We start from the raw sequence: 22,591 nt of genomic DNA, 5'->3' as shown, positions 1-22,591 counted from the left end.
TATGTATTGGATATCCAAAAACACAGTCCTCAGAAGAATTGAAAACCGGAAACGCCTGGCCTTGCCGGGAAGAAGGGTTTGGGCTCACACATCCATTATACAATAAAAAAGTAAACGACCGGTCTCCCGCGGAGCATGCCCGGTGCAGCCAGTCGTCCACTGCAGCATATCCCGCCTACTCCCCCTTCGCCGCTTTTGCATAGAGGATGCTGTTCGACGGCACCCTGCATCTCCCCGGTTCGGGAGAGATATTGGAGACGACAATCAGTCCCTGTGACGGCACCACGCCCCAGAACACAAAGGCGCCCGACAGTACGCTGCCGCCCATGCCCACCATATAGAGCGGTTCGGTTACGGGTTCGCTATTTTCATCATAGAAACTGGTATGGATTCCATGACCGTTGCGCCAGAGGCCAAACAGCTGCCGAAGGGTCAGCGGTGGGCTGGACTGGGTGTAGGCACTCCCGATCATGGCCGTTGACATCTGTTCATCCAGAATCCGGTCTTCCGTGTTTTCGGTAAACACGTCCCAGTGATCAAGGATACAGGAGCATTCCCTGATTTTTATGGTCGGGTCGGAAAACCTTCCATGCAGTATCACCCGATACGGTGAAGGCGGTGAAGGTGGTGAAGGTTTTTGTTCGTTTTTTTCAGACGGAGCCATTGCGCTCATACCCCCAACTAGGGGGTAGGACTATTTATAAATTACTGTGGATGATATATTTTCCAATTATTAATTACTGTCAGTAATTAGGGATATATTTAGCTGCAATCTAAAATGATCCCTGATCCTGCAAGAGACGCCACGATATAATCTGCCGTTCACCATCGTTCACCTCAAAAATGGAACAGAAAACCCGATCTACTGGTATATTTTCTGCAACGATGATGCAACAGCAGAAATCCTGTTCATCCATCCCATAATCAAACACCCGTGGTGCGCTGAGAATGGGGCCCTTAGGATTCCGGGGTGGCTGAGATTTAACCTTCAGCGTTATGTTCCCTGATTAATTTTCTGCTTCGAAATAGTTCCCCGAATGCAGCACCGCCGATAATCAGCACTGCACCAATTTCCTGAATGCCACTCAGGCACTCTCCCAATACTATCGCTGAGAGAACCACTGCCGAGAGCGGTTCGAGATATCCACATATTGCCACCGTCTGAACAGGCAGTCCGCCAATAGATGAGAAATACAGATAACAACCGACACCGGTATTTACAACCCCTAAAATGATAAGGGGTAAAATACTCTCCGCAGGTATCGAAATCGCAACTCCCTGCGTAATCAGAGTGAATACGGCAACAGCAACGAAACTCGTCGATAACTGAAAAAGAGAATTTTCAAGACCCTGTATCTTCGTCGCCTTTTTGTTGAAGATGAGCATCACTGCATACATAACGGCAGACATTATTCCGCAAAAAAGGCCGAAAGATAGTCCACCGTTCGATATGAAAGGACTGTTCACGCAGATCATGCCTAAAAGGACGCTGATGAATCCGAGTACTATTGAAATGTGTATCTTTTCACGGAAGATAATTGGAGATACCAGCATCACGATAACCGGGCCGCAATAATACGCAAGAGAGGCAATACCGACTCCTACCCGGGTATAGGCCTCAAAAAGGAACATCCAGCTGATGCCCATAGCAATTCCTGAAATAACGATATAGAGGAAGTCCTGCGGATATCTGCGGATATGCACCTCTTCATGCAGGCATAGGAAAATGAGAAGAAGAAATAAAGAACCTGTCAGCGTACGCAGCAGAACAATTTCATTGCTGCTGAGGGCAATGTAACTCGCGACAATACCATTGGAGCCGAACAACAGCAGTGCGGCGATGTATTTGATGTAATTACTGTTCAGGTACACTTTCTGCTTTTCTCCGCCCGGTTTTCACCATTCATTTTTTACTGATGTGCCTCAGTAATGTCATATTATTACAATATCAAATGTATCTCATGCGTGTCATGACATAATCAGATATTTGGTGGAGGACAGAAACGTGAATATACAAAAATATCTGGCATTCGTTAAAACAGTGGAATGCGGGAGCTTTACCGAAGCTGCAAAAGTCATGGGCTATTCTCAGTCGGGAATCAGTCGCATGATCAATGATCTGGAAACAGAATGGAATCTTTCACTTCTTGAGCGCGGACGTTCCGGCGCACATCTCACTTCCGATGGCCTAAAAATCCTTCCGTATGTCAAAAGCGTATGCACCGAATATCAGAATCTCCAGACACAGATCAATGAATTAAAGGGACTTCAGTCGGGACTGATTCGAATCGGAACATTTTCCAGTGTGGCTACCCACTGGCTGCCGCGTATCATCAAAGAATTTCAGAAAAAGTATCCTGATATTGAATATGAGCTCTTACTCGGTGACTATACAGAGATTGAAAAATGGATTCTTGAGGGACGTGTGGACTGCGGTTTTATCAGGCTTCCGACAAATCCCGGACTTGAGACGATCTTTTTAGAGCGGGACCGGTTAATGGTGGTACTGCCGGAAAACCATCCACTGGCGGACTGTGTTCATTTTCCTGTTGAAGCATTATGCAATGACCCGTTTATGCTTCTGGAAAAAGGAGCAAAAGCTGAGATTTCTGAAATTTTTGAACGGCATACTATTTCACCAAAGGTTCATTTTATAACCTGGGACGATTATGCCATTATGTCAATGGTGGAAAGCGGGCTTGGGATCAGCATTCTCCCTGAACTGATTCTGCAGAGAATCCCTTATCGCGTTGTTGTAAGGGAACTTGATGTCCCTGCCTATCGTGATATTGGTCTTGCTCTGAAGGATATGAAATCCGCATCACTTGCAGTCAGGCGGTTTCTGGAATATCTGCCATACCGAAATAATCCGGAGAGGAAATAAGAACAGAAAATCTGTGCCCCTTTCGGATCACCACAAAAATGGTACAGTCCCTTTCGGACAGAAGGTACATAAGGATGTGCTCACCTCAGCCGCGAGAGGGCATAGGGACCGATATCTCCTGTATCGCACCGAACACCGGAGACCGCAGATTTCCGGGAAGATAAAATCCGTGAGTTATTTATATACGGCAGAACCCCCTTCTTCCTGTCAATCGGGGGAGTGTCAGAGGATGGAAGTATGGAAACGTGTGGCTGCAGTCGCGATTCTGGTTGCCGTGATAGGCAACGCTGCATGTCCGTGTGCCGGAGCAGCACCTGTCCCGGCTGCATCATCAACCGTAAATAGTTCACAGTTAAACGGCCTTCCAATGCCGGATCTCATCGGGGGTCCGCTATCGCCGGTTGTCAGGGCGCAGGAGAGAATGGCATCCACGACGACTCAGTTTTTAACCAATGCCGATCTGGAAGAGTTCGCTGATGGCCCGCTGGATATGAGTATTACGATGCAGCAGCTGCTGTAGGGTTGTCGGTGAGGGTTTCGGCAGCGGGGGCCCGTATGATGGCCTCATCAGGGCGTATATCAACTCATCATATGATTCTGCCGGTGTGAACCATCCCGGCCGCAGGGAAGGGACAGAAGCATAGCAATTGCCGTGGCAAGGCCGTCGTCTGCCATCACATGGGCGGCAGCGGTACCGAACGCGGCAACAGACGCCACTTTGACGGAGACGTCGCCTACCGTGTCGGCATCAGGGTTTTCATAGATGATCATATTCATTTTTGATTATGCAGATTCAACCATAGTTCCACATTTTTTGACCTGATTTTATACAAGTTTTATACAAGTTTTATACAAGTTTTATACAAGTTTTATACATGTTCTACAATTTTTTGATTCGATGTTATGGATGTTCTTTGGGAGAATTGTTAAAATCCGGAGTTATTTTAATAATGTATATTATTGATTTTTGCGATTGTAAACTCAGTATTATGCGGGTAGACGGTCTGCTTTGAATATTCCGGGTATCACGAGTGGAAAAAAGGTCTTCGCGTGGGATGGATTGATACCGCTTCCAGTCATCCGCTGCATCCTGCAGCTCCTGCATATGATGAAGAACTCTCATTCTCTCACCGGTGCGAGAACCATTTTGTCCATCCTGTCAAAGAGGGGTTTTTGATCAAGGTATCCCGACATCACATCAGCTTCAAAGTCAATCCGGATGTTCTCGTCACGGACAAAAACCGCTATGCCTGTTTTCACCACTTCATACTGAAACAGAACAGGTGCACTATTAAGAATCCGGCAATCGACCTCGAACCTCGGTGTAATAGACTGTTCAAGGCCGGATGCGATGTCCATGGCATACCGGAAGGATTCATAGGGTTCTCTCTCTCCGGAGACAAGCAATCCGATGTCAATGTCATGAAAATCATTCCGAACGGGGAACGAACCGTAGAGATACCCAATCATCAGATCATCTACGCCGGAGAGATATGTCGTGATCTGACTGATGATTCGTTCTTTATCCGAATCGGTCAGATCCTGTTTTATTTCCCCTATCGGGGAATCTCCAAAAGACGTAGTGATTTCACCTGGTAATTCGGGACTAGGTGGAATACATATAAAAACCAGCGCCGGTTTTCTCTTTCCATCGCCGATGCCTGGCAAAAACAGGGGCAAATCCCCTGTTTCACCGGCATCCGCCGGGAGGTTTCAGGAAAGTTCTGGTATCCCGTCAGCCCATGCCTCAACCGTGGTGCGGATGGCATCATCCGCGTAGGATGAGATGCGGACCTTCGAGCGGGAGAGGGTCACGTAGTAGATTTCGCCGTTCGGGTCATGACACTTCAGCCTGCAGGAGAAGGTGTCCTTTGCCGTGTTGCGGGACGGGGTCCCGCCGATTGCCGTGGCAAGGTCGCCGTCGGCCATCACGTGGGCGGCAGCGGTGCCGAACGCGGTGACGGATGCAACCCTGACGGAGAGGTCGCCGACCGTATCGGCTTCGAGGTTTTCATAGACGATCTTCGCGTCATACGCTTCTTTGGAACGGACAACCGGGTCGATGGTCACACCCTGTTCGACATACGCAGTGCAGCCGAAGGGGTTGGTGTCGATGATGTCCTGCACGAGGGCATCGAAGGTGGTGATGTTGGCGATGGGGACGGAAAGGTCCCGCACCGCACTTCTGGTGTTTGTTGTCTGGATAAAGTCTGCCATGATTTGCACACTCCTGGGCCAGCCGGTTCCCGGGATGCGACTGACATACTAAACTATTACTTTGAGTAATATATGCGTGCCTTAACATCGGAACCAATGCAGGGCAAATGCGGCGTTGTGAAAGTAAACAACGGGTAATTCTGGCGCAGAATTGTTCCGGGCGCACCGGCGGAATCGTCATGTTCACTGCACAATTATCATCGCCGCACCGGGGAAATCATTTGGGAAAAATGAGAAGAACATCCGGTCTTTGGTTCCGGGAAATGCACATCCGGGATAAATATGAAGAGCAGAAGGAATATGTCCTGCCTAGCGGACCGCTACATAAATGGCTGAAGATCGTGACATGGGTACCGGAAACCCATCCTCTCTCAGACCTTCGATGTGGAGTTGGGTAGCCTCGTGCATTCGCTCTTCTGCCTCCTCGCGGGTCGCTCCCGTAGCCACACATCCTGGAAGATCACACGTTTGAGGCAGAAATTATATGATCTGCATGAATCATTTACGCAGTAACGGGTGATAGAATGACATAAATGCGGTTTACTGTTTCAATATGGGAAGAGGAGGATATGTGTCCGGATGCCAGGAACTGGAAGGTGCCGGTTGCGGTGATTCACCCCAGGATGCACTTGATACTATCCAGGAGGCAATAGAGCTGTATCTGGAAAATGCCCGTGCTCTTGGCATCATAAAGGATCCTGAACCTTCCATACCATCCCGCCATACATTCACCTCAATTGTTGAGGGAGAGGGATGACCAGACTCCCTCCTGGTTTCATCTGATACCATTATTCGTACATTAAAAAAAGCCGGTTTTGAGGTAGCCCCTCATCAGGGCAAGGGGAGTCATGTCGCACTGTACAAGGTGGATGCTGCTGGAAATAAGCTGTTGGTTATTATCCCTCACAGAAATCCTGTGCCACGGTGAACGCTGATTTCAATACTAAAAACAAACCCATCTTACCAGAGAAGAGTTCTTTGAACTGAATTAAATCCATTTTTCCCAGCCTCGTATTCTTATTCCCATAGTTGAATGTCACGCTGCGTGACACCCGCCCCCTGTCGACAGATATGCCAAAATATTACCATAAGTAATACTTATCCCGCCTGCCGGCAGATCCTATACAAAGAATATACGGAGTTGCTGATGAAAATGAAGGATGATCTGGCCGCGAAAATCATCGAGACGCACCGCGATGTGAAATGGATCTGCCGGACGCTTGAAGAGATGAAGGAGACGGATGCCGACTTTGAGGCCCGTATCCGGGCACTCGAAGGGTGGCGGGCCGAAAAAACCGGGGCAGAGAAGCGGCTGGGCGGTGTCTGTGCCGGCCTCAGCGGAGTTACCGGCGGGATTGTGGCGTGGCTCTTCCAGTACGTGGGGTGAGCGCATGCCGAAACCGGCTTTCAAAGCCGTAACCGTTTCCATATCACGGCAATAGTTGGTGTCTGATCTAGTAAAACGCATAAATCGTGCATATAATCAGAAATAATCGCATAAAAAGGCAAATTACACTTTTACCCTCCACGGTATTCCCCTAAACATCCCCACTCCTATCTCTGTGCATGAGGCATAATTTTTTGATGTCGAATGAAACGCTCTTCAGGGACCTGGATGTTCTTGATATTGACCATATGCCGGAGATATTCCGGTTTCGTGACACGCAGCTTCGCCAGATCGCAGAGTGCATCCGGCCCGCCATCCACGGCGGCCGCCCCCTCAATATGATCCTGCGTGGTCCGCCGGGCACCGGGAAGACCACCTCGGTGAAACGGTGCTTCACCGAGATCGAAGAGGCCATACCCGGAATCATACCGGTCTTTGTCAACTGCCAGACGGTGCAGACCGAATACCGGGTGTTCCGGAAGATCTACGCCGCCGTGTTCCGCCAGAAACCGCCCGTCTCCGGCGTCTCCGTCCCCTCCCTCATTGAGGCCCTGTGTGAAGAACTCATCAGACGGGGTGCTGTCCTTCTCATCTGCCTCGATGATGCCAACTTCCTCTTCCATGACCATATCCTCGAGAGGGTGCTCCGCTCCCTGCTCCGGCTGCACGAGGAGTATCCGGGCGTCAAAACCGGTGTCATCGCCACAATCAACAGCCCGGACATCTCCATTCTCCCGTTTCTCAGCCCGTCGGTGATCTCGGTCTTCCGGCCCAATGAGGTCATCTTCCCGCCCTACGGGGAGGAGGAGGTGCGTGCCATTCTCCATGACCGGGTCCGGGCCGGGCTGTACCCGGACGTCCTCCCATCAAAGGTGCTGGATGCCATCGTGCAGGAGACGATGCGGGACACCGACCTCCGGGTGGGCATCAGCCTGCTGCATGCAGCAGTACGGCTGGCGGAATCCGACGGGCGCAAAACGGTGACCGGGGCCGATGTACGCACCGCCGTTTTGCGGGTCGGCCATCCCCACCTGAAGCAGGTCGTCCGGGGACTCCGGGAGGACGAGCGGCGGATGCTGTGCCGGATGGCCGTCCTGCACCAGACCGGGGAGGGGGAGATGGTCTCCGGCAAACTCTACCGGGCGCTGCAGGCAGAGGTCCCGATGTGCTACACGCTCTTCTTTGAACGCCTCGAAAAGTTCCGGAACCTGGGGCTGATTGAGATGTTTCGTCCCCCGTATCACGGCAATACCCGGCAGATCGTCCTGCGGTATGATGCCGGAACGGTCCGGGAGGCGTGCGGGGTCGGGTGATCCGGGCCGTATCGGATCCCTTTCCTGCCGCACCCCGTTCTTCCGGTTCCATTTTCCCCCGTGAGCGGGGCACAGCCCCCTTCGCAAACGCTCACCGGCTCAGGGATTCGGAAATGATAGACGGCCGCGTTCTCTTCACAGAGGCTCCCACGCACCAGGGCAGACCGATGACCGGCGAACGTTCCGGTGGTCCGGTATACCGGGGAACGAAAATGTGCATGCCACCTTCTTTGTTTCCCCTTTTCGTCTCCCTGTATTGCAATCATTGTCAAAAATTCACGTTTCCACCGGTCAGCGCCTGAGGCCACCGGCATCGTGCAGATTTGCTGGTCTGAAAGAGATGTATCGTACCGGTAATTGATCGCCCCTGCATGGGAAAACACGCGGTCTGTTTTTTAAAAGACCATCAGGACAACCATGATAGACATAACTCCAAAAAAATTTCAGATAATTATAATATGCCCCGGATTGACAAATCAGGTGTAATGAAGAATAAGGCCCGTTACTTCGATGAAATCAATATTTTACGGGCCTTTGCCATTTTAGCCGTAATCAGCATTCACGTTTCGGATCATTTCAAGATAATGGGTGGCATTACGCTACTGACGTTGGTATACATGGCAATTGATGCGTTCTGTCATTTTGCCGTACCTCTGTTCATATGCATATCCGGCTTTGTCCTGTACAACAAATATTCCGGTGCAGTAGATGTCAAAACGTTCTATGAAAAACGCATGAAATCCGTTCTGCCCCAATATCTTATCTTTTCGACATTTTATCTGGGAGTGACCTATGCAGGCTCACTGGTGTTGGGCACATCCGTCAGTTTTGACATTCCCCATATCATATACCGATACCTGACAGGCGGATGCTATTATCACCTCTGGTTTTTTGTCCTGATTATCCAGTTTTATCTCCTCTATCCTGCCATCGTCCGGATCTACGATTATTGCACGTCGAGAGGCCAAACGTCAGCACTCCTCTTTGCCTCCTTCCTCATCGGAGTGATCTACAATTCCTCTCCGATACCCGATGTATACATCATGGGAACTGCCACCCCGATACTGGGGGTGGCTACCCTGTTTATCGGATATCTGTTCTATTTCATATTGGGGATGGTTGTTCTGAGCAGATATGACGAAGTGCTGAAATATGTCCCGGACAGATCCGTGTACTGGATGGCGATACCCCTGATTTGCGGCACCGTTCTTGGTATCTTTGGCTACGCTCAGAAATTCTTTGCCTATGACCTCACCCTCATCCATCCCTTTGTCGGACAGTACTGGCAGTATATTGCTGCGGCACTCACGCCCTTGTTTTATGTGCTCATATTTGCCCTCTGCCTCAGCCTCTCCCTGCATCTTGTAGCCAACAGAACCCGGAACGTGATACTCCTGGAAAAAATCGGCCATTATTCATTCGGCATCTACCTGGTTCATGCCTCCTTTGTGTCGCTTTTCGTCGTCGTATTCCCCTATGCCGGATTCGACTGGAATGACTGGCTGTTCTATCCCGTGACCTTTTGTCTGGTTCTCATTCTGAGTTACCTCTCGGTTGAGATTCTCCAAAAGCTCCCCTATAGCAAATACATTATTGGCACTACCCGATAGCGGCCATTTCCTGCAGGGTGATGCATCGGGGGAGCATCACTCCCTCCCTCAGATTCCTCACATATCCCATTCACCATCACATCATCCCCTGGCTCCGGTTCCACTCCCGGACATGCCTGCACACCACGCTTTGCAGACGCTTTTGAGCTGCACTTCCGAATGGTACACCGCCGCCCCGTCGCCGCAGATGTCACCCCTTCAGGGCGACACCGACTGCCGGTGAACCGGCGTATGGCCAAAGGATTCCGCGTAAAGGCAGAATGGCGCCGAAATCTCTCCCCTTTGTGCACCGTTAGACTGCCTTCAATGCTAGTAGAGAGCGCACCATATTCGAACGCACATTGCATTTCCCTGATTCGGGATATCTGTCGGAAATGACAATCCGTTTCTGTGACGGCACAATTCCCCGGAAAACACATGCACCCGATACAACGCTGCCGCCCATGCCACCCAGAGAGAGCGGTCCGGTTCGTATTTCGTCTTCGTCGCACCAGATCCGCCATTGTCCGTCTCAGCCCTTATCGTCTGAATCCGGTTATTTTACCCGTATGCCTGGAAGGGGGAATGTCGTTTTTAAAAGAATGTACTCCCCCTGCGGGGTGAAAAACTCCGCAGCAGGGTACCCCTGAAGACCTGCCCGAACATCAGTATCCATACGCTCTGATGGGAATGGGAAATCAGTGTTGAAAATTTCAGCCCGTGGCAATCATTATACTATACTAACGATATATCCTGCCCCTTATTGGTATGAGAGAATAGGGGGGGGAGACATGGCACTAAAGGCTGCTACATTGGATGAGGTGCTCGGCATGTGTATTTGCATGACCTGTCCGAGCTGGGTCAATTGCGGAGAGAAGGGTGGATACTGTGTTGATGCGATCGGAAAGAGTGCATGCATCCATGAGGAAAAAGGGTGCGTCTGTCGCAACTGTCAGGCATTCAAAAATGCAGGACTGAAACACATCAGTTTCTGCACAAAAGGTTCAGCAGATGAACAATCGAAGATGTGATGCCCTGCCGGATATGCAGGGGTACCAGGTTTGTCCGGGACCACATTCACGGTAATGGATACGAACGGGGACGTGCCAAAAAAAGGAGAACTGTACCGTCCTGCCCTGATGAAGGTCACCATGCAATAACAGATGCCGGGAGATGATCACGATTCCCCGAATCAATCAAAGAGAGAGGAAATCTCAGACCTGTGCGGTCCTGATCTTCCGGTAGATGTCTGAGCGCATGAGGTCCATGGTGTCGTGCATGAATGCAGAATCGTTGAATATGCGAACAAGGAATTCGTCATTCTGTTCATACCGCTGAATGGGCATATCCTTGAACACCTTTTCAAAGACCGGACGGAACACCCGCTCATCATTGTTCTGTGCGAAACTGACCCGAATTTTATGGTGTATTTCGTAACGAGATACGTGTGTGTTTTCGTATGGTTTTACCTTGCATTTAACGTGCAATTCTCAAAATCCTGTGCTGTTGGACATTGGCACCATTCAAAAATCCTAAAATTTGAATTTTTTTGAATAATTCTGTTCATTTCAATCACCCCACCCCTTCCCCCAGGTTCCACTCCCGCACGAGCCGGGCATAGCACCTTTCGCAGACACTCGCCAGCAGTTCGTCTGAGTGATAGACCGCCGCCCCGTCACCGCAGAGCGTGCAGTGGCCGAGGGAGACGGATGAATGGTGGAAGTCCCGGTGGTCGAGGATGCCGGGGAGGGGAAGCGTGGCTCCTTGTTCCGCTGTTTTTTGCATGGGTGCGTGACTTTGCATAGCTTTGCAATCCGGTTTGCAAAGATAATCCTGCGAATTGTGACCCGAATCCTCATTTGAACCACGTATTGGCGGGTTCCCGGATCTCTTTGCAATGCTGCAGGGATCACAGACACCATCATTCCCACCAGATGCCGAATCAGGATTGCTGTATGATCCCTGCAAAGTATGCAAAGTACGTGTACTCTCTGTACATCTCTCTATTACATTGTCCTTTTTTGGAATATGATGAACGAATCGTCCTTTGTTTCGCTTTGCAATATCTTTCGTTTTTGTATGCAAAGCTGCTGCAAAGGTGCAACCATCTCCGGTATCGCCCGTTTTGCCGCTGCCATCAGGGCCATTGCCGTTCCGGTCATCATTTCCATCCTCCTCAAGCCATACATCGGCTTGTGCAGACCATTTCCGGTATTGCACCAGGTCAAAGGAGAAATAGTGTTTCCGCTGCCGCCCCTCAACCCCGCAGAATTCCTCTGCAACGGTGGCATCGATGAGACTGATTGCGGGGCACTTGTCGAGAACACCCTGGTATGTCGTTCGGTTCACCGAATAGCCGTGCAAAAGCCGGTAGGTCTGGTAATACGAAAGTCCGAGAATGTCCTGGAGCTGCCGGATAGTGAAGACCTGCAGGTCCATCCGGGCAATCGACTCCAGCGCCGCTGCTTCGTTCTTCGTCAGTTTCGTCTCCTGGCCGCCTCCACCACCGTTGATGGCGGAAAAGAGTGTTCGGGCGTAGGCAAAGTCATCACCGGTGGCGATGAGTGTCCCGTCCGCATCGGTCTCCCGCTGGAGATGGTGCAGCAGGGCGTGGCACTTGATCAGGTCAAAGAGCATCGCCGGGTTGCGCCGGTTGTGCGTGACAGAGAAACAGATGCGCTTTGCAAACGGGATCTTCACCTTCCGGACCGCACCTTTGAGTATCTCCCACATCGCCCGGCAGACAGGCACATCCGGGTCATCCGATAAAGAGAGCATATCGCCTGTTTCCGACTTCTTCAGGTGCTCAAGCACGGCCCGGTCCTGGGCGGCCGAGTCGTCAATCCAGACGGTGAGCATCCGGTTCATCACCTGATCGTCGCCGATGCTCTCCACCTTCGCGAGCCACCAGACACAGCGCTCCGGGATGGTGCAGAGCTTCAGCTGGCGTTCACGGGTCAGGGTCCGGTGCTGGATGGGCTCCCGGAAGTTCGCCGTGGCCGACTTCAGGAGTTCCTGCATATCATCCGAGAGGGTGACGTCATCGAAGAGGAGCACCGTCCCCGGCCGGAGGTCATCATAATAGTACAGTGCCTTATCGGAGACCGTGCCCTTCAGCCGGTATTCTTCCGGCAGGAGCCGGACCATCGCGTTGCAGGCATGGGTCTTGCCCTTGCCGGAGGTGCCGGAGATGGCGACGTGCAGCCCGGAGGTGTTCTCGACGGACTGTGAGGCGACCGACATGATGAGGCACTCCGCGACGGTCCGGTCACCGACATGGTCCCGGTGGAAGACGTCGAGGAGGAAGCTGAGCGGATCGCCGGTGGTGAGGATTTCAAGGGCCTGTCTCCGGTATTCCTGCATATCCGGTACTGCCAAAGAGGGTGATGGGACCGGGGAGGGGTCCACCGCCGGTTCCTCCGAACCGTCTGACGACTCCGTGCCGTTTCTCTTCCCCGCGGCCCGCTCCGGCTCATACATCGCCCGGAGCTCCTGCCACCGCTGCGTCCCGCCGCCGCAGGAGTCGTGGTGGCACCCGGCAAAGACCGCCCCGTTTGCGAACTGGACGGCAAACGCCCCGTCGGTGTGGGCGGTGGAGAACGGGCATGCTGCAAGGGAATAGAGCGTCCCTCCCTGCCAGGGCCGCTCTGTCCTGACGGCGATGCCGTGTCTGCCGAGCCACCGGCCGAGGTCAAACGAGCCCCGGCGCCTGCCCTGTTCCGCTTCCGGGGCGGAGCGGGGAATGGACCTGGCGAGGTCGTTGAGCAGGCCGACCGGCACGATGGCGGGCTCATCCGGGGCAGAGAGGATGCGGGCCTGCCGGTGGGGGCGTTCCGGGGTGTGGTCGCCCTTTCTGGCCGTCGTGCCGTAGCATTTCCAGATGCGGCCTGCGTTGAAGTTTGCCGTGTCGCAGTGGACGGTACCGTCTGAGAAGAGGGCATCAAGGACGGTGAGGCATTCCTTCACCAGCCGGGCGGCCTCCCCGTCGTTCGGGAGGTCGATTGCGTAGAGGAGGTGGGCCCCGTTCCCGGAGTCGGCGAGGACCGGTGCCGGGAACCCCCGCTGTGTGAGCCAGGCGGCCACCGTTTCGGCCCGTTCGAGGGCAGCGGCATGCTCCGCATCGGTCGCCGAGACCCCGCTCGGCCGCACCGGGTCGAAGTCGATGGGGAGCCACCGGCGGCGGCAGATGTCGGCGTCAGCGGTGGTGGCGTCTGTCCGGGAGAGCCGCTGCTTCACCCGGTTCGCCCGGCGGGAAAGGAGGGCCGGGTTCACCTCGTTTAAGGTGACATACACGCCGTGCACGCCGGGGAATGTGTCCAGCGCCGCCGCCCGCTCGGCAAGGGCATCGAAGTCGCTGAAGTAGCCGCTGTGGACCCCCCCGTCGCCTAACGCACGGAGTTCGACGACACCACCTTCGGAAAAGAGGAGGGAGAGGGCCTCCCGTATCTCCTGCGTCTGCCCGGCATTCATCGGCAGCCCCCTGCATAGGCCGGCATTGCTGGGAAGAGGGGGGCCGAGGCGGCTTCACCGCGGGCGACCCGCTGGAAACTCACAAACGGGATGGAGTACAGCCCGGCCCGTGTGGTGATGAGGACGGCCCGCCCGGATACATGGACGGCGATATGCCCGTCGATGACCGCGGCGGCCACAATGGTGCCGTCCGGGTGGACCTGCCTTTCCGTCCGGGTGAGGGGCACGCTCTGCCCGTAGAAGAGCAGGGTGTGGATGTCATCTCTGGCGAGCCGGTAGGTTTCCTCCGCAAGGGCGAGGCAGAGCCCCCCGCCGTTCCCGGGGGAGAGGGTGCCGGGCTCAGTCTGCATCGGCGTCACCTCCGGCCTGCTTTGCTCCCCGCACTGCTCCCTGCCTCGTTCCCTGCCGGGGTGTCTGCTTCCGCGCCCGCTTCCGCTTCGGCACCGTGGTCAGCGTAATCGCGTAGACATGCTGGCCCGTCCGCCGGACGGTAATCTCCGAGATCTCCCCGCCGTGGGCATGAATCCCCGAGGAGATGGTCTGCGGGATGAGATAGAGCGGGACCGGCCCGGCCTGGATGGCGGTTTGTTCATGCACCGCTGATTGCATGCCCTCAGCCGCCGGATGTTCACCGGCAGTTCCGGACATTTCACTGTTGGCGCAGGGTGGTGCGGTGGGGCTGCCCTCTTCTGCCGGCACTGCGGGTCTGCATCTCTGCACCTTTCTGTTCGGTATAACCTGCCGGTTCGTTTCCTCACCATCTCTCCCGCCCCGGACGATGGTCTCTGGCTGGCCGGGGGTGCGGGTGGTATGCTGTTCGGGTTTCGGTATGGTGTTTCGTTCAGCCTTCTGTTCGGCTCCCGGTTCGGTTTTTTGTTTGGTTTTTGGTTCGGTTTTATGTTCGGTTTTTCTCATGGTGGTATCCACCTGTGCACGATCGGTTGTGCACAATACACGGTGGGTGGCGGAGGATATGAAGAAGAACCACGCGTGGTGAAAGGGGGAGGGGATTATTGGTGGGCTATCTGGGTGATTTGGGGTTGAAAATTAAAACGGGTGGTGGTGCGGGATTATTTTTTGTGTTTTTTACTTTCGTGCGGTATGAAAGTAACTCTCTTTTCAACACCTTCGTCGTGGATAAGGAGATTTATCCCCACGCCTGTGGGGAACTCCTCTCTGCTCATCTCATCTGCTGATAGTGTGTAGGTTCATCCCCACGCCTGTGGGGAACTCACTGACAGTAATAAAATATGACTGATATGCATAGGTTCATCCCCACGCCTGTGGGGAACTCTTAATGCGACACTCAAAACCAGGTGCACTGTTAGGTTCATCCCCACGCCTGTGGGGAACTCACTATCGGTTCCTGGTTGGTGATAGCCGAAAAAGGTTCATCCCCACGCCTGTGGGGAACTCATCGTTTTTGATCTGATAGTGTCGTTGTGTTTGGGTTCATCCCCACGCCTGTGGGGAACTCCCATCAACACCAGTAGTTCCTGATAATGTGGTAGGTTCATCCCCACGCCTGTGGGGAACTCTATAACCACTATTTCAATGAGTGTCAAAAGGCAGGTTCATCCCCACGCCTGTGGGGAACTCATTGCCGGCACTGCACATCTGGAGGCGGACCGCGGTTCATCCCCACGCCTGTGGGGAACTCAAACCCCTATATAAGTGCAAGTAACATAACTTAGGTTCATCCCCACGCCTGTGGGGAACTCCCTCCGGTCGAGTGCCGGCGACAGTACCATGTAGGTTCATCCCCACGCCTGTGGGGAACTCCAGAAAGAGAGGTGATCCACAATCCAAAAGAGAGGTTCATCCCCACGCCTGTGGGGAACTCATCCCGTGACAGGCGGTGTTGGTTATACGGACCGGTTCATCCCCACGCCTGTGGGGAACTCCAATAAGATCAAAGACTTCGCTAAAATCCGGGAGGTTCATCCCCACGCCTGTGGGGAACTCGACGCGATGCAGGTTCGAATCCTGCCGGGAGCAGGTTCATCCCCACGCCTGTGGGGAACTCTCTCAGTAACACCCGCCACAACAAATGCAGCAAGGTTCATCCCCACGCCTGTGGGGAACTCTGATCGATGCCATAGACCATAGCAGATAGTGCCGGTTCATCCCCACGCCTGTGGGGAACTCGCTTTTTGTACAACTCTTTGGTCTTGTAGTCCAGGTTCATCCCCACGCCTGTGGGGAACTCGAGAAAAAATGGCATAAATTGTCCATTGATGAAGGTTCATCCCCACGCCTGTGGGGAACTCTCTTCAATTTATATACAATGAATTAATTTCAGAATAATTGGTGATATATGTATCGGATTGTATTATTGGAAAATAGATTTGGTATTATTATGTAATAATTATTTACTATCCTCAATTACTACTCCACCTCATTATCTTCTATTCCCGGTTTGATGATTGCAGCGTCAGCAGATATGTACAAGGGATTTGTTGATATCAATCATTGGAAAATGATTGTACTACCCTAATAGATTTCATTTGAATCGATAATTGATATTGGTATTCATTATATCGTCATGGTACCAGTACCAGATCCCAAAAAAATCATTTGGTTCCAATTGCATCCAGCAAAAAAGAGCAGTCCATAGAGAATCAGTCCAGGAACATATTCATCACCATTCATTTACTGCTGTTCATCTCCCCATCCATTCAGCACTATTTATATCACAATTTTCCGGAATATTCTCCTCCATACTCGTCTGCAAACAGATCAATTTTCGTGCCGGAACCACTCATATCCGGGTTTTTGCCCCCCTCTTCCAGTGGAAGGAATGAGATAAACTTAACCCCGTCCCCCCTGTCCCAGGGGATGCGCCGGTCTTTTCCTATCGTTTCAAAGTTAAATCCTGAATCTGTATTGGTTGACCATGCAAGAACTGCATTCCCGTCACCAATACCATCAGTCACCTGCTCCCAGATCATTTCCCGGACACGGGTCGAGTACCTGCCGACATAGACACCGGCCTTTACCTCAAGAAGCCATACCGAAAGCCGCCCCCTGAGGCGGGGAGGGGCATTTTCAGTTACGATAACCAACATCGCCAATCCCTTTCCGGTCCTGCAATGCAGCAGGGTGGGCATCAGCAGGAATTCCGGGAGGGGCAAGCCCACCTGCCGCAAGCACATCGTCAATCGTGGGAATAATACGTTTCAATAGCCGTGTCTCCCGAAACATATCACGGCACCTGTGGCGGACCGCCATCTCGATATTATCCGGGTTTTCTGCAGCAACGGCAAATGCTGCAGGAACAACAGTTTCAAACTTAAAAAGATCTGCAACATCATAGACAAAAGAACGGGCATTCCCGGAATGCAAAAACCCAATGGCCGGTGCATACCCTGCTGCAAGTATGGCCGCCTCACTGATTCCATACAGGCAGGCATTTGCTGCACTCAGGCAGCGATTGGAATGATCTCCCTCTTCCCAGTCATCCGGGTTATACCTCCGCCCTTTCCACTCCACCCCATGGGATTGTGCAAGGCGTGTGTAAATTTCTTTTACCCGTACCCCCTCCATTCCCCGCAACTGGTCAATGGACAGATAAGAAGGATATGATCCCTCAAATCGCATTGCAAACATCTTGTGGACGACCTTTTTTCTCGCGTCCTCATTCAGTGCAAGCTGAGCCTGGTACAGGAGCCTGTCAGCACGTGCACCCCCGGGCTGCCCGGCAGAATACAGGCGCACACCAGCTTCACCCACCCATACTAACAGACAACCGACACGGGCTGCAAGCACAACTGCGGCATGTGACACCCGAGACCCCGGTTCAAGCATCAGGCAGGCGATCCCGCCCACGGGAATCTGGGTACGCACACCAAATTTATCGACAAGGACAAATGCACCGTCAATAACGTCAAGCAGCCCCTTCTCAAGAAAAGCAAGGGAGGTCCGTTCTTTTATCGGAATGGGGCGGAGGGGAGGGAGATCCATCCTGATCTCCTCACACTGGTTTCACCAGAAGCAGGCCGCATCCAAATCCTTTCGATGGCCCGATTCCTTCCATAAGGGTCTGGTGCATCTTTTCCGGATCGGTCACCTCAAGAATTCCGTCAAAATCCATAGTGGAGATGCTAATCAGGTGTTTCCCCTTCTTTTTCATAAATTTCTGCTGGATATACCCTTCTGCAACAACCTCATCAGGGGAGACTACAAAGCCATGTTCATTTGAACGGGCAAAAAGCCACTTAACACCCTCATCCTGCACAATCTGCTGGGATTCCGGCCATTCATGCCGGGGAATGCCCTCATCATTCATCCTCATTTTTCTGTCCATCACAACGTCATGGCGTTTGTGAATTTTTACTCCGTCCTTCCCCTCAACCCAGCGGGTAATGACGGGATTTGCCCGGAGACTAAACCTCAGGTGCTGCCCTTCGCGGATCACCGGGGAATACTCCTTTGTGGCAACATTCCACATACCATATCGGTCATTTGGCGGTCTTGCTGAAACACAGATAAACGTTGGAAGCCCGGTTCCGTATTCATGCCGGTACAGAAAATCCCGGTTTCTGTCCGGGCCGTCAGAGAAGAGATCCCATACTCTGTGGTGTGCCTGATATGTCGACCCCAACCCTGACCAGAATATTGGGTCTTCACTTGCCCGTGGACGAAGGGAAATTTTGCTAAAGTACATCTTCACCCTCATTTTTCAGATAACCCATCTCTTCGATTCGTTCCATAAACTGCCAGGGCTTACGGGAAAACGGTTCATCCCGCCGGTGAACCGATTGCTTTGGCTGAATCCCGGTATCATCCCCGGCACTCCAGAACACCCGGATATTTTTGTTCCGTCTCAGCCCCGGAATATAATCTTCCTCTCCTGAAAGAACCGTATTCATCGCTTCCCCGGCATCATGGGCATCAATGAGGACCGGTGCCATTGGGCGTGACAGGACACATGATTTTCTTCCGAGATAGGGAACAAAGCAGGGTGATGCAAGAGCGGACTGTATCTCAGAGAGCGAATAGGGGCACTCCTGGCCACGTGGCCAGACACAGACCAGATACTTTGAATCACACCGGTAATCCCGTGACGAGAGAATCGTTGAAAGACCGTCTTTTGGGCCTGACAATTCATCCTTGCGTGTCGCAAAATGACGCCGGTTTTTGCCTTTTCCTGAGGGAGGCACTGCTGTTGTGTGGTAATCGCGGAGTAATGTTCCTGACGATTCAACTGCAACTGCCAGTGCATACGATGCAGCAATACGCTTCAGAGTACCCTCATCCTCTCTTCTCACCCCCAGTGATGCAGCGATGAGACCCAGTACCGCTGAACGGGACGGGTGATCTAAGGATGGGCGAAATTCGCCTACGGCTGTATCACCCCATGACGCCATTGGTCCGTATAAATGAAATACCAGATAATCAGTCATTGTGATCAGCTACGAATGAAAGTACGTCATCCAGCGATCCTTCGCCGGTACAGGCGTTCATTTCAACGAATCCATCACAGCAGGAACCATACACTGCATCCATTTTCTCTCTGCTGTCTTTCAGGCTCTGGATAGAAGATACCAGGAAATCACCTCTGTTCACCGGGTTGAGAAATGCTGCAGAGAGAGAGCGGGGCTGCTGGTTCCCGGTCTCTGCCAGGATGTATGATGCATATGCCCGGGATGCAAAACTATTCTGTTTTCCTGATGGAGGAACTTTTGCCGCCGCCTCGACAAGGGCCTTTAATGCACGGGATGCAAGGGCAGCATCGCCCCCGAGATTTTCTTTCAGGAGCTCATTGTTGATACAGATGTACTGATAGAAAACCCCTGCACCAAACTCTGCCTGGCCAACATGTCCTGCACCGGAAGACTCGTCGCCGCGGTTCAAATCATCAACCGCTGTGAAGTAGTCATCCTCCACCACACAGTCATGGACGGTAATTGCATGAGCGACCTGCACTGCTGCCTCACAGTTATATTTTGGTTTTGAAGCGAGCATACGCCCAAACATCGCAATATCAACTGCAGAATTTTCCGATCGCAGAAGTTCCAGTTCATCCTCTGTCGGCCCGGTGCCATTTGCTGCACATGACTGAATCAGTTCTTCAATGGCCCGAATCTCCTCCGGGCTGATATGGGCAAGCTGTTCAATCTTCAATGATTTATCGCCGGATTGCGGTTTGCCAAAGACTTTTGCAATATTTTCACTCCATTCCTGTGCTTTTTTCTCACTAACCGGAGTGAATTGCGATGCTGCTTCTTTCCCTTCAATCAATGCAGAAAACGGGACGCCGCTGGTGAATGACTGCATTGCAAGCTCGCCCATCTCTTTCGTCCGGATGCCGATATTCCCTGCAAGCGACTCATAAAAGATATCAGATGTTCTCCAGGCCCGTTTCAGACTTTGTGATGAGATGCGCAGCCGTTCTTTTCCTCCCATACGGGCGGTCTTTGGCCTTCCCAGGTCATCGCGATTCAGATTCGACGGCGGATACGATACTAACATATGAATTTGTGTAAATCTCTTCATTTTTTGTTCACCTCTTACATCAGATTATGATTCGGTACCGGGTGCTTTTTCATAGTATGAAATCGCCCAGTTTTTCTTCGTATACTCATTCCACTGATAAGCACTCCCGGCAAGATCCCTAAGATTTGCAGTCCTTCCCATGAGATGGACCATTCGCACCAGTGCCATATACTCCTCATCCGGGGTGTTGACTTTCAACAGACGGCGGAACCGGAGACCGCTTACTTTTGAGGGCCCGCCCTTCTCTTTCGATCTGGCCATCTGTTCTGCACACGTCCCTGAGTTCTCATCGGAATCCAGATGAGATACGACACCTGCCACAACTGCCAGCTGCTGGTCATTGACATGCCAGTTGTCTTTAAGGGACAGACGAAGGCGATGATACGCAGGCACCATCACGACTTCTGCCGGAGCCCTGCATCGCCTCAGCATCGCACGATCTCCCCGGGATCGATCCAGATCAGACCACCATTTCCGGAGAATCTGTTCTTCCTCAGAACCCTTGGAAAATTTCAGATAATTCTTTTTTTCACTCATGGATAGTTCCTCATCTATGCCTCGATTAACCCCAGTGATGCACGAATGCCCTTTTTACTGTAGAGCATTCTGGCCAGATCCCGGCGTGCACGGGCAATCCGCCCCGGGTTTGATTCACCAATCTGGAGAGAGAGGGCATATTCATCAAAAAGGGAGAACACTTCCGTACTCAGCACAGTGAACCATGCATGATTTGGCCCTCCATCTTCTGATAACCCGTCAAACCCTTTTTCGGGAAGAATTTTTTCCACTGACGCAAGAGCATCGTAAAAGTCGGGTTCTGTGTCCTGCCAGAATCGTGATGAGATGACCGAAAAATCTCCCTTTGCATCTCCTGCATTTGAATACAGGGCTGCCTTTATCTGAGATATTGTTACCTTTGAAGCATAGGATGCACTTTCGACAAATGTCTGGGCCGCCTGTTCAAATTCTGGCCGAATGGTGTCCTCAACTCCAAAGACCGGCATTGTGCCTTCATAGTAGCATCTGGCTTTTGCCTTATCCATGTCATATCCTGATGACCAGACACGGAAGGATTTATCGCCATTTTTCTTTGATACAAATCTCAGTTTTTTGTCAAGGAAATGGGTGACAACAGGTGCAGGTTCTTTTTGGTAATCTTTCGTGGAAGAGGGCTGCATAACAATCGTCCAGTAGCGGTATGGGATGCCGCCCGGCTGCACATGCTGGCACGAACTCTCCTGCTTTTTTAAATCTGTGTTAATCGGAGTCAGGGTGTGGTGCCAGAACCCGTAGTTCATCCCTTTGGCTTTTGTCACAAACCCCGTCACTGATGTATCAGACTCTGAACCGCAGAGATCACAGGTCCCTCCTTCACCAAATTCCAGCCGGATTCTCCTTGGCATTCCCCAGAACATATGGCAGGGATGCATCATGGACGGGCTTACAATCTGCTTTGCCCGGCTTTCATCCCATGGCTCCAGCCAGGAAAATATTGCGTCCGGGTCCTTTTTCGAGAGATCGCCAAAACGGCCCATCTCAGATGCTGGAAGGACGTTCAGCCAGATTGTCTGCCAGAGCGTATCCCCCCGGACAATTGTCGAAAGTGGGCCTCCTCCTCTGAGTCCGACACGATGACCGGCACCTCCAAATGAGGCATGTGTCTGATAGGTATACAGAGCCGCTGCTGCGCATGCAGGGCATAATTTATCAAATTCCCCCCTTTTCAGAAAGAAGTCTGTGTTGTTCTTCTCTGCATTTTCACCGGGCATTTCCAGGAACAGGCGTGATATCGGAAGAACTGATCCGTCAAGGTTCTGCTCCTGCAGGAAGAGGGGACGACCCACATCAGGACCGAGAGCGAACGCTGACTCGTATTCCCGGAATGCGTTTCTGAGTTCTTCAGGGGAGGGTGGGTTCTGATAGAGATCTCTCCATTCTCTGTCATTATCGGGAGCAAGCGCAGTCTGTGCCAACCCGATAAGAAGCTGTACAAGTGACCCTGTGAAATCAGGACGCACTGCCTGAATGGATATAACAGGGTTGTCTTCATGGTTGTCTGTTACGGCAAACGGTGGAATCGATTCAACTGTCCCATCCGCACGCAGCACCGGAATCCATGGACTATCCAGTAATTGGTACATTCATTCACCTTTCTACAATGGAAACTCCCGTTTAATCTACGATATACCTTATCTTTCATTTAAAACTCAAAAAAATTAAAATATATTTCTTA

24 protein-coding genes and 1 CRISPR repeat array are annotated in these 22,591 nt (G+C 52.1%); of the genes, 7 read left to right on the top strand and 17 right to left on the bottom strand.

Annotated elements, in window-relative coordinates; all coding sequences use genetic code 11:
- Positions 1–175: 175 nt before the first annotated feature.
- Positions 176–673: a hypothetical protein gene (locus L1S32_RS06235; protein WP_278154169.1), complete on the bottom strand. Its 498-nt coding sequence runs from the start codon at positions 671–673 to the stop codon at positions 176–178.
- Between the two features lie 308 nt (positions 674–981).
- On the bottom strand, positions 982–1,872 hold the full coding sequence (locus tag L1S32_RS06230; RefSeq protein WP_278154168.1) for a DMT family transporter: 891 nt from the start codon (positions 1,870–1,872) through the stop codon (positions 982–984).
- Between the two features lie 133 nt (positions 1,873–2,005).
- Here L1S32_RS06230 and L1S32_RS06225 point away from each other — a divergent pair, with 133 nt between their 5' ends.
- Together L1S32_RS06225 and L1S32_RS06220 are read left to right on the top strand one after the other, a co-directional pair.
- Positions 2,006–2,884 carry a LysR family transcriptional regulator gene (locus tag L1S32_RS06225; protein WP_278154167.1) on the top strand — a complete coding sequence of 293 codons (879 nt, stop codon included), beginning with the start codon at positions 2,006–2,008 and terminating at the stop codon, positions 2,882–2,884.
- Positions 2,885–3,113: 229 nt separating this feature from the next.
- Complete coding sequence (locus tag L1S32_RS06220; protein WP_278154166.1) at positions 3,114–3,404, top strand: hypothetical protein; 291 nt, start codon at positions 3,114–3,116, stop codon at positions 3,402–3,404.
- 59 nt (positions 3,405–3,463) lie between these two features.
- Here L1S32_RS06220 and L1S32_RS06215 read toward each other — a convergent pair whose 3' ends face one another.
- From L1S32_RS06215 to L1S32_RS06200, 4 genes are all read right to left on the bottom strand, one after another.
- Complete coding sequence (locus L1S32_RS06215; protein ID WP_278154165.1) at positions 3,464–3,661, bottom strand: hypothetical protein; 198 nt, start codon at positions 3,659–3,661, stop codon at positions 3,464–3,466.
- A 342-nt stretch (positions 3,662–4,003) separates the two neighbouring features.
- Complete coding sequence (locus L1S32_RS06210; protein WP_278154164.1) at positions 4,004–4,552, bottom strand: nucleotidyltransferase domain-containing protein; 549 nt, start codon at positions 4,550–4,552, stop codon at positions 4,004–4,006.
- A gap of 45 nt (positions 4,553–4,597) precedes the next feature.
- Positions 4,598–5,101: a hypothetical protein gene (locus L1S32_RS06205; protein WP_278154163.1), complete on the bottom strand. Its 504-nt coding sequence runs from the start codon at positions 5,099–5,101 to the stop codon at positions 4,598–4,600.
- Between the two features lie 309 nt (positions 5,102–5,410).
- Positions 5,411–5,578, bottom strand: coding sequence for a type II toxin-antitoxin system HicB family antitoxin (locus L1S32_RS06200; RefSeq protein WP_347403376.1), 168 nt, complete (start codon positions 5,576–5,578; stop codon positions 5,411–5,413).
- 94 nt (positions 5,579–5,672) lie between these two features.
- Between L1S32_RS06200 and L1S32_RS06195 the strand changes: the two genes are divergently transcribed.
- The 5 genes from L1S32_RS06195 (at position 5,673) to L1S32_RS06175 (ending at position 10,421) form a co-directional block, all read left to right on the top strand.
- A complete protein-coding gene (locus tag L1S32_RS06195) occupies positions 5,673–5,858 on the top strand; it encodes a type II toxin-antitoxin system HicB family antitoxin (RefSeq protein WP_278154162.1) in 186 nt (61 codons plus the stop codon).
- 390 nt (positions 5,859–6,248) lie between these two features.
- Positions 6,249–6,488: a hypothetical protein gene (locus L1S32_RS06190; protein ID WP_278154161.1), complete on the top strand. Its 240-nt coding sequence runs from the start codon at positions 6,249–6,251 to the stop codon at positions 6,486–6,488.
- A gap of 179 nt (positions 6,489–6,667) precedes the next feature.
- Positions 6,668–7,801, top strand: a complete 1,134-nt coding sequence (locus L1S32_RS06185) for an ORC1-type DNA replication protein (RefSeq protein WP_278154160.1) — start codon at positions 6,668–6,670, stop codon at positions 7,799–7,801.
- A 485-nt stretch (positions 7,802–8,286) separates the two neighbouring features.
- Positions 8,287–9,411: an acyltransferase gene (locus L1S32_RS06180; protein WP_278154159.1), complete on the top strand. Its 1,125-nt coding sequence runs from the start codon at positions 8,287–8,289 to the stop codon at positions 9,409–9,411.
- A 770-nt stretch (positions 9,412–10,181) separates the two neighbouring features.
- Positions 10,182–10,421: a DUF2769 domain-containing protein gene (locus tag L1S32_RS06175; protein ID WP_278154158.1), complete on the top strand. Its 240-nt coding sequence runs from the start codon at positions 10,182–10,184 to the stop codon at positions 10,419–10,421.
- Between the two features lie 183 nt (positions 10,422–10,604).
- Here the strand turns inward: L1S32_RS06175 and L1S32_RS06170 are convergent, their stop codons facing one another.
- The 11 genes from L1S32_RS06170 to casA all read right to left on the bottom strand — a co-directional run bounded on the left by L1S32_RS06170 (position 10,605) and on the right by casA (position 22,499).
- A complete protein-coding gene (locus L1S32_RS06170; RefSeq protein WP_278154157.1) occupies positions 10,605–10,736 on the bottom strand; it encodes a hypothetical protein in 132 nt (43 codons plus the stop codon).
- A gap of 226 nt (positions 10,737–10,962) precedes the next feature.
- On the bottom strand, positions 10,963–13,860 hold the full coding sequence (locus L1S32_RS06165) for a hypothetical protein (RefSeq protein ID WP_278154156.1): 2,898 nt from the start codon (positions 13,858–13,860) through the stop codon (positions 10,963–10,965).
- Positions 13,857–14,210 carry a hypothetical protein gene (locus tag L1S32_RS06160; protein WP_278154155.1) on the bottom strand — a complete coding sequence of 118 codons (354 nt, stop codon included), beginning with the start codon at positions 14,208–14,210 and terminating at the stop codon, positions 13,857–13,859. The genes L1S32_RS06165 and L1S32_RS06160 overlap by 4 nt, the downstream gene beginning before the upstream one ends.
- Positions 14,200–14,775 carry a hypothetical protein gene (locus L1S32_RS06155; RefSeq protein WP_278154154.1) on the bottom strand — a complete coding sequence of 192 codons (576 nt, stop codon included), beginning with the start codon at positions 14,773–14,775 and terminating at the stop codon, positions 14,200–14,202. Before L1S32_RS06155 ends, L1S32_RS06160 begins: the two co-directional genes overlap by 11 nt.
- A gap of 228 nt (positions 14,776–15,003) precedes the next feature.
- Positions 15,004–16,130: a CRISPR direct-repeat array (repeat unit 28 nt; unit sequence GGTTCATCCCCACGCCTGTGGGGAACTC).
- A 423-nt stretch (positions 16,131–16,553) separates the two neighbouring features.
- Positions 16,554–16,928, bottom strand: a complete 375-nt coding sequence (gene cas2e, locus L1S32_RS06150; protein WP_278154153.1) for a type I-E CRISPR-associated endoribonuclease Cas2e — start codon at positions 16,926–16,928, stop codon at positions 16,554–16,556.
- Entirely contained in the window at positions 16,909–17,823 is a 915-nt protein-coding gene (gene cas1e / locus L1S32_RS06145) for a type I-E CRISPR-associated endonuclease Cas1e (protein ID WP_278154152.1), read from the bottom strand. The genes cas2e and cas1e overlap by 20 nt, the downstream gene beginning before the upstream one ends.
- Positions 17,824–17,833: 10 nt before the next feature.
- On the bottom strand, positions 17,834–18,526 hold the full coding sequence (cas6e, locus tag L1S32_RS06140) for a type I-E CRISPR-associated protein Cas6/Cse3/CasE (RefSeq protein ID WP_278154151.1): 693 nt from the start codon (positions 18,524–18,526) through the stop codon (positions 17,834–17,836).
- Entirely contained in the window at positions 18,516–19,265 is a 750-nt protein-coding gene (cas5e, locus tag L1S32_RS06135; RefSeq protein ID WP_278154150.1) for a type I-E CRISPR-associated protein Cas5/CasD, read from the bottom strand. Before cas5e ends, cas6e begins: the two co-directional genes overlap by 11 nt.
- Positions 19,258–20,358, bottom strand: coding sequence for a type I-E CRISPR-associated protein Cas7/Cse4/CasC (gene cas7e, locus L1S32_RS06130; RefSeq protein WP_278154149.1), 1,101 nt, complete (start codon positions 20,356–20,358; stop codon positions 19,258–19,260). Before cas7e ends, cas5e begins: the two co-directional genes overlap by 8 nt.
- A gap of 24 nt (positions 20,359–20,382) precedes the next feature.
- On the bottom strand, positions 20,383–20,895 hold the full coding sequence (casB, locus tag L1S32_RS06125; protein WP_278154148.1) for a type I-E CRISPR-associated protein Cse2/CasB: 513 nt from the start codon (positions 20,893–20,895) through the stop codon (positions 20,383–20,385).
- Between the two features lie 14 nt (positions 20,896–20,909).
- Positions 20,910–22,499 (bottom strand): type I-E CRISPR-associated protein Cse1/CasA, encoded by a 1,590-nt coding sequence (casA, locus tag L1S32_RS06120; RefSeq protein ID WP_278154147.1) that lies wholly within the window; start codon positions 22,497–22,499, stop codon positions 20,910–20,912.
- Positions 22,500–22,591: the final 92 nt, after the last annotated feature.

Origin of the sequence: Methanogenium sp. S4BF (genome assembly GCF_029633965.1) — an archaeon.
Lineage (GTDB): Archaea > Halobacteriota > Methanomicrobia > Methanomicrobiales > Methanomicrobiaceae > Methanogenium.
This window is presented reverse-complemented; position numbering and strand designations above follow the sequence as displayed.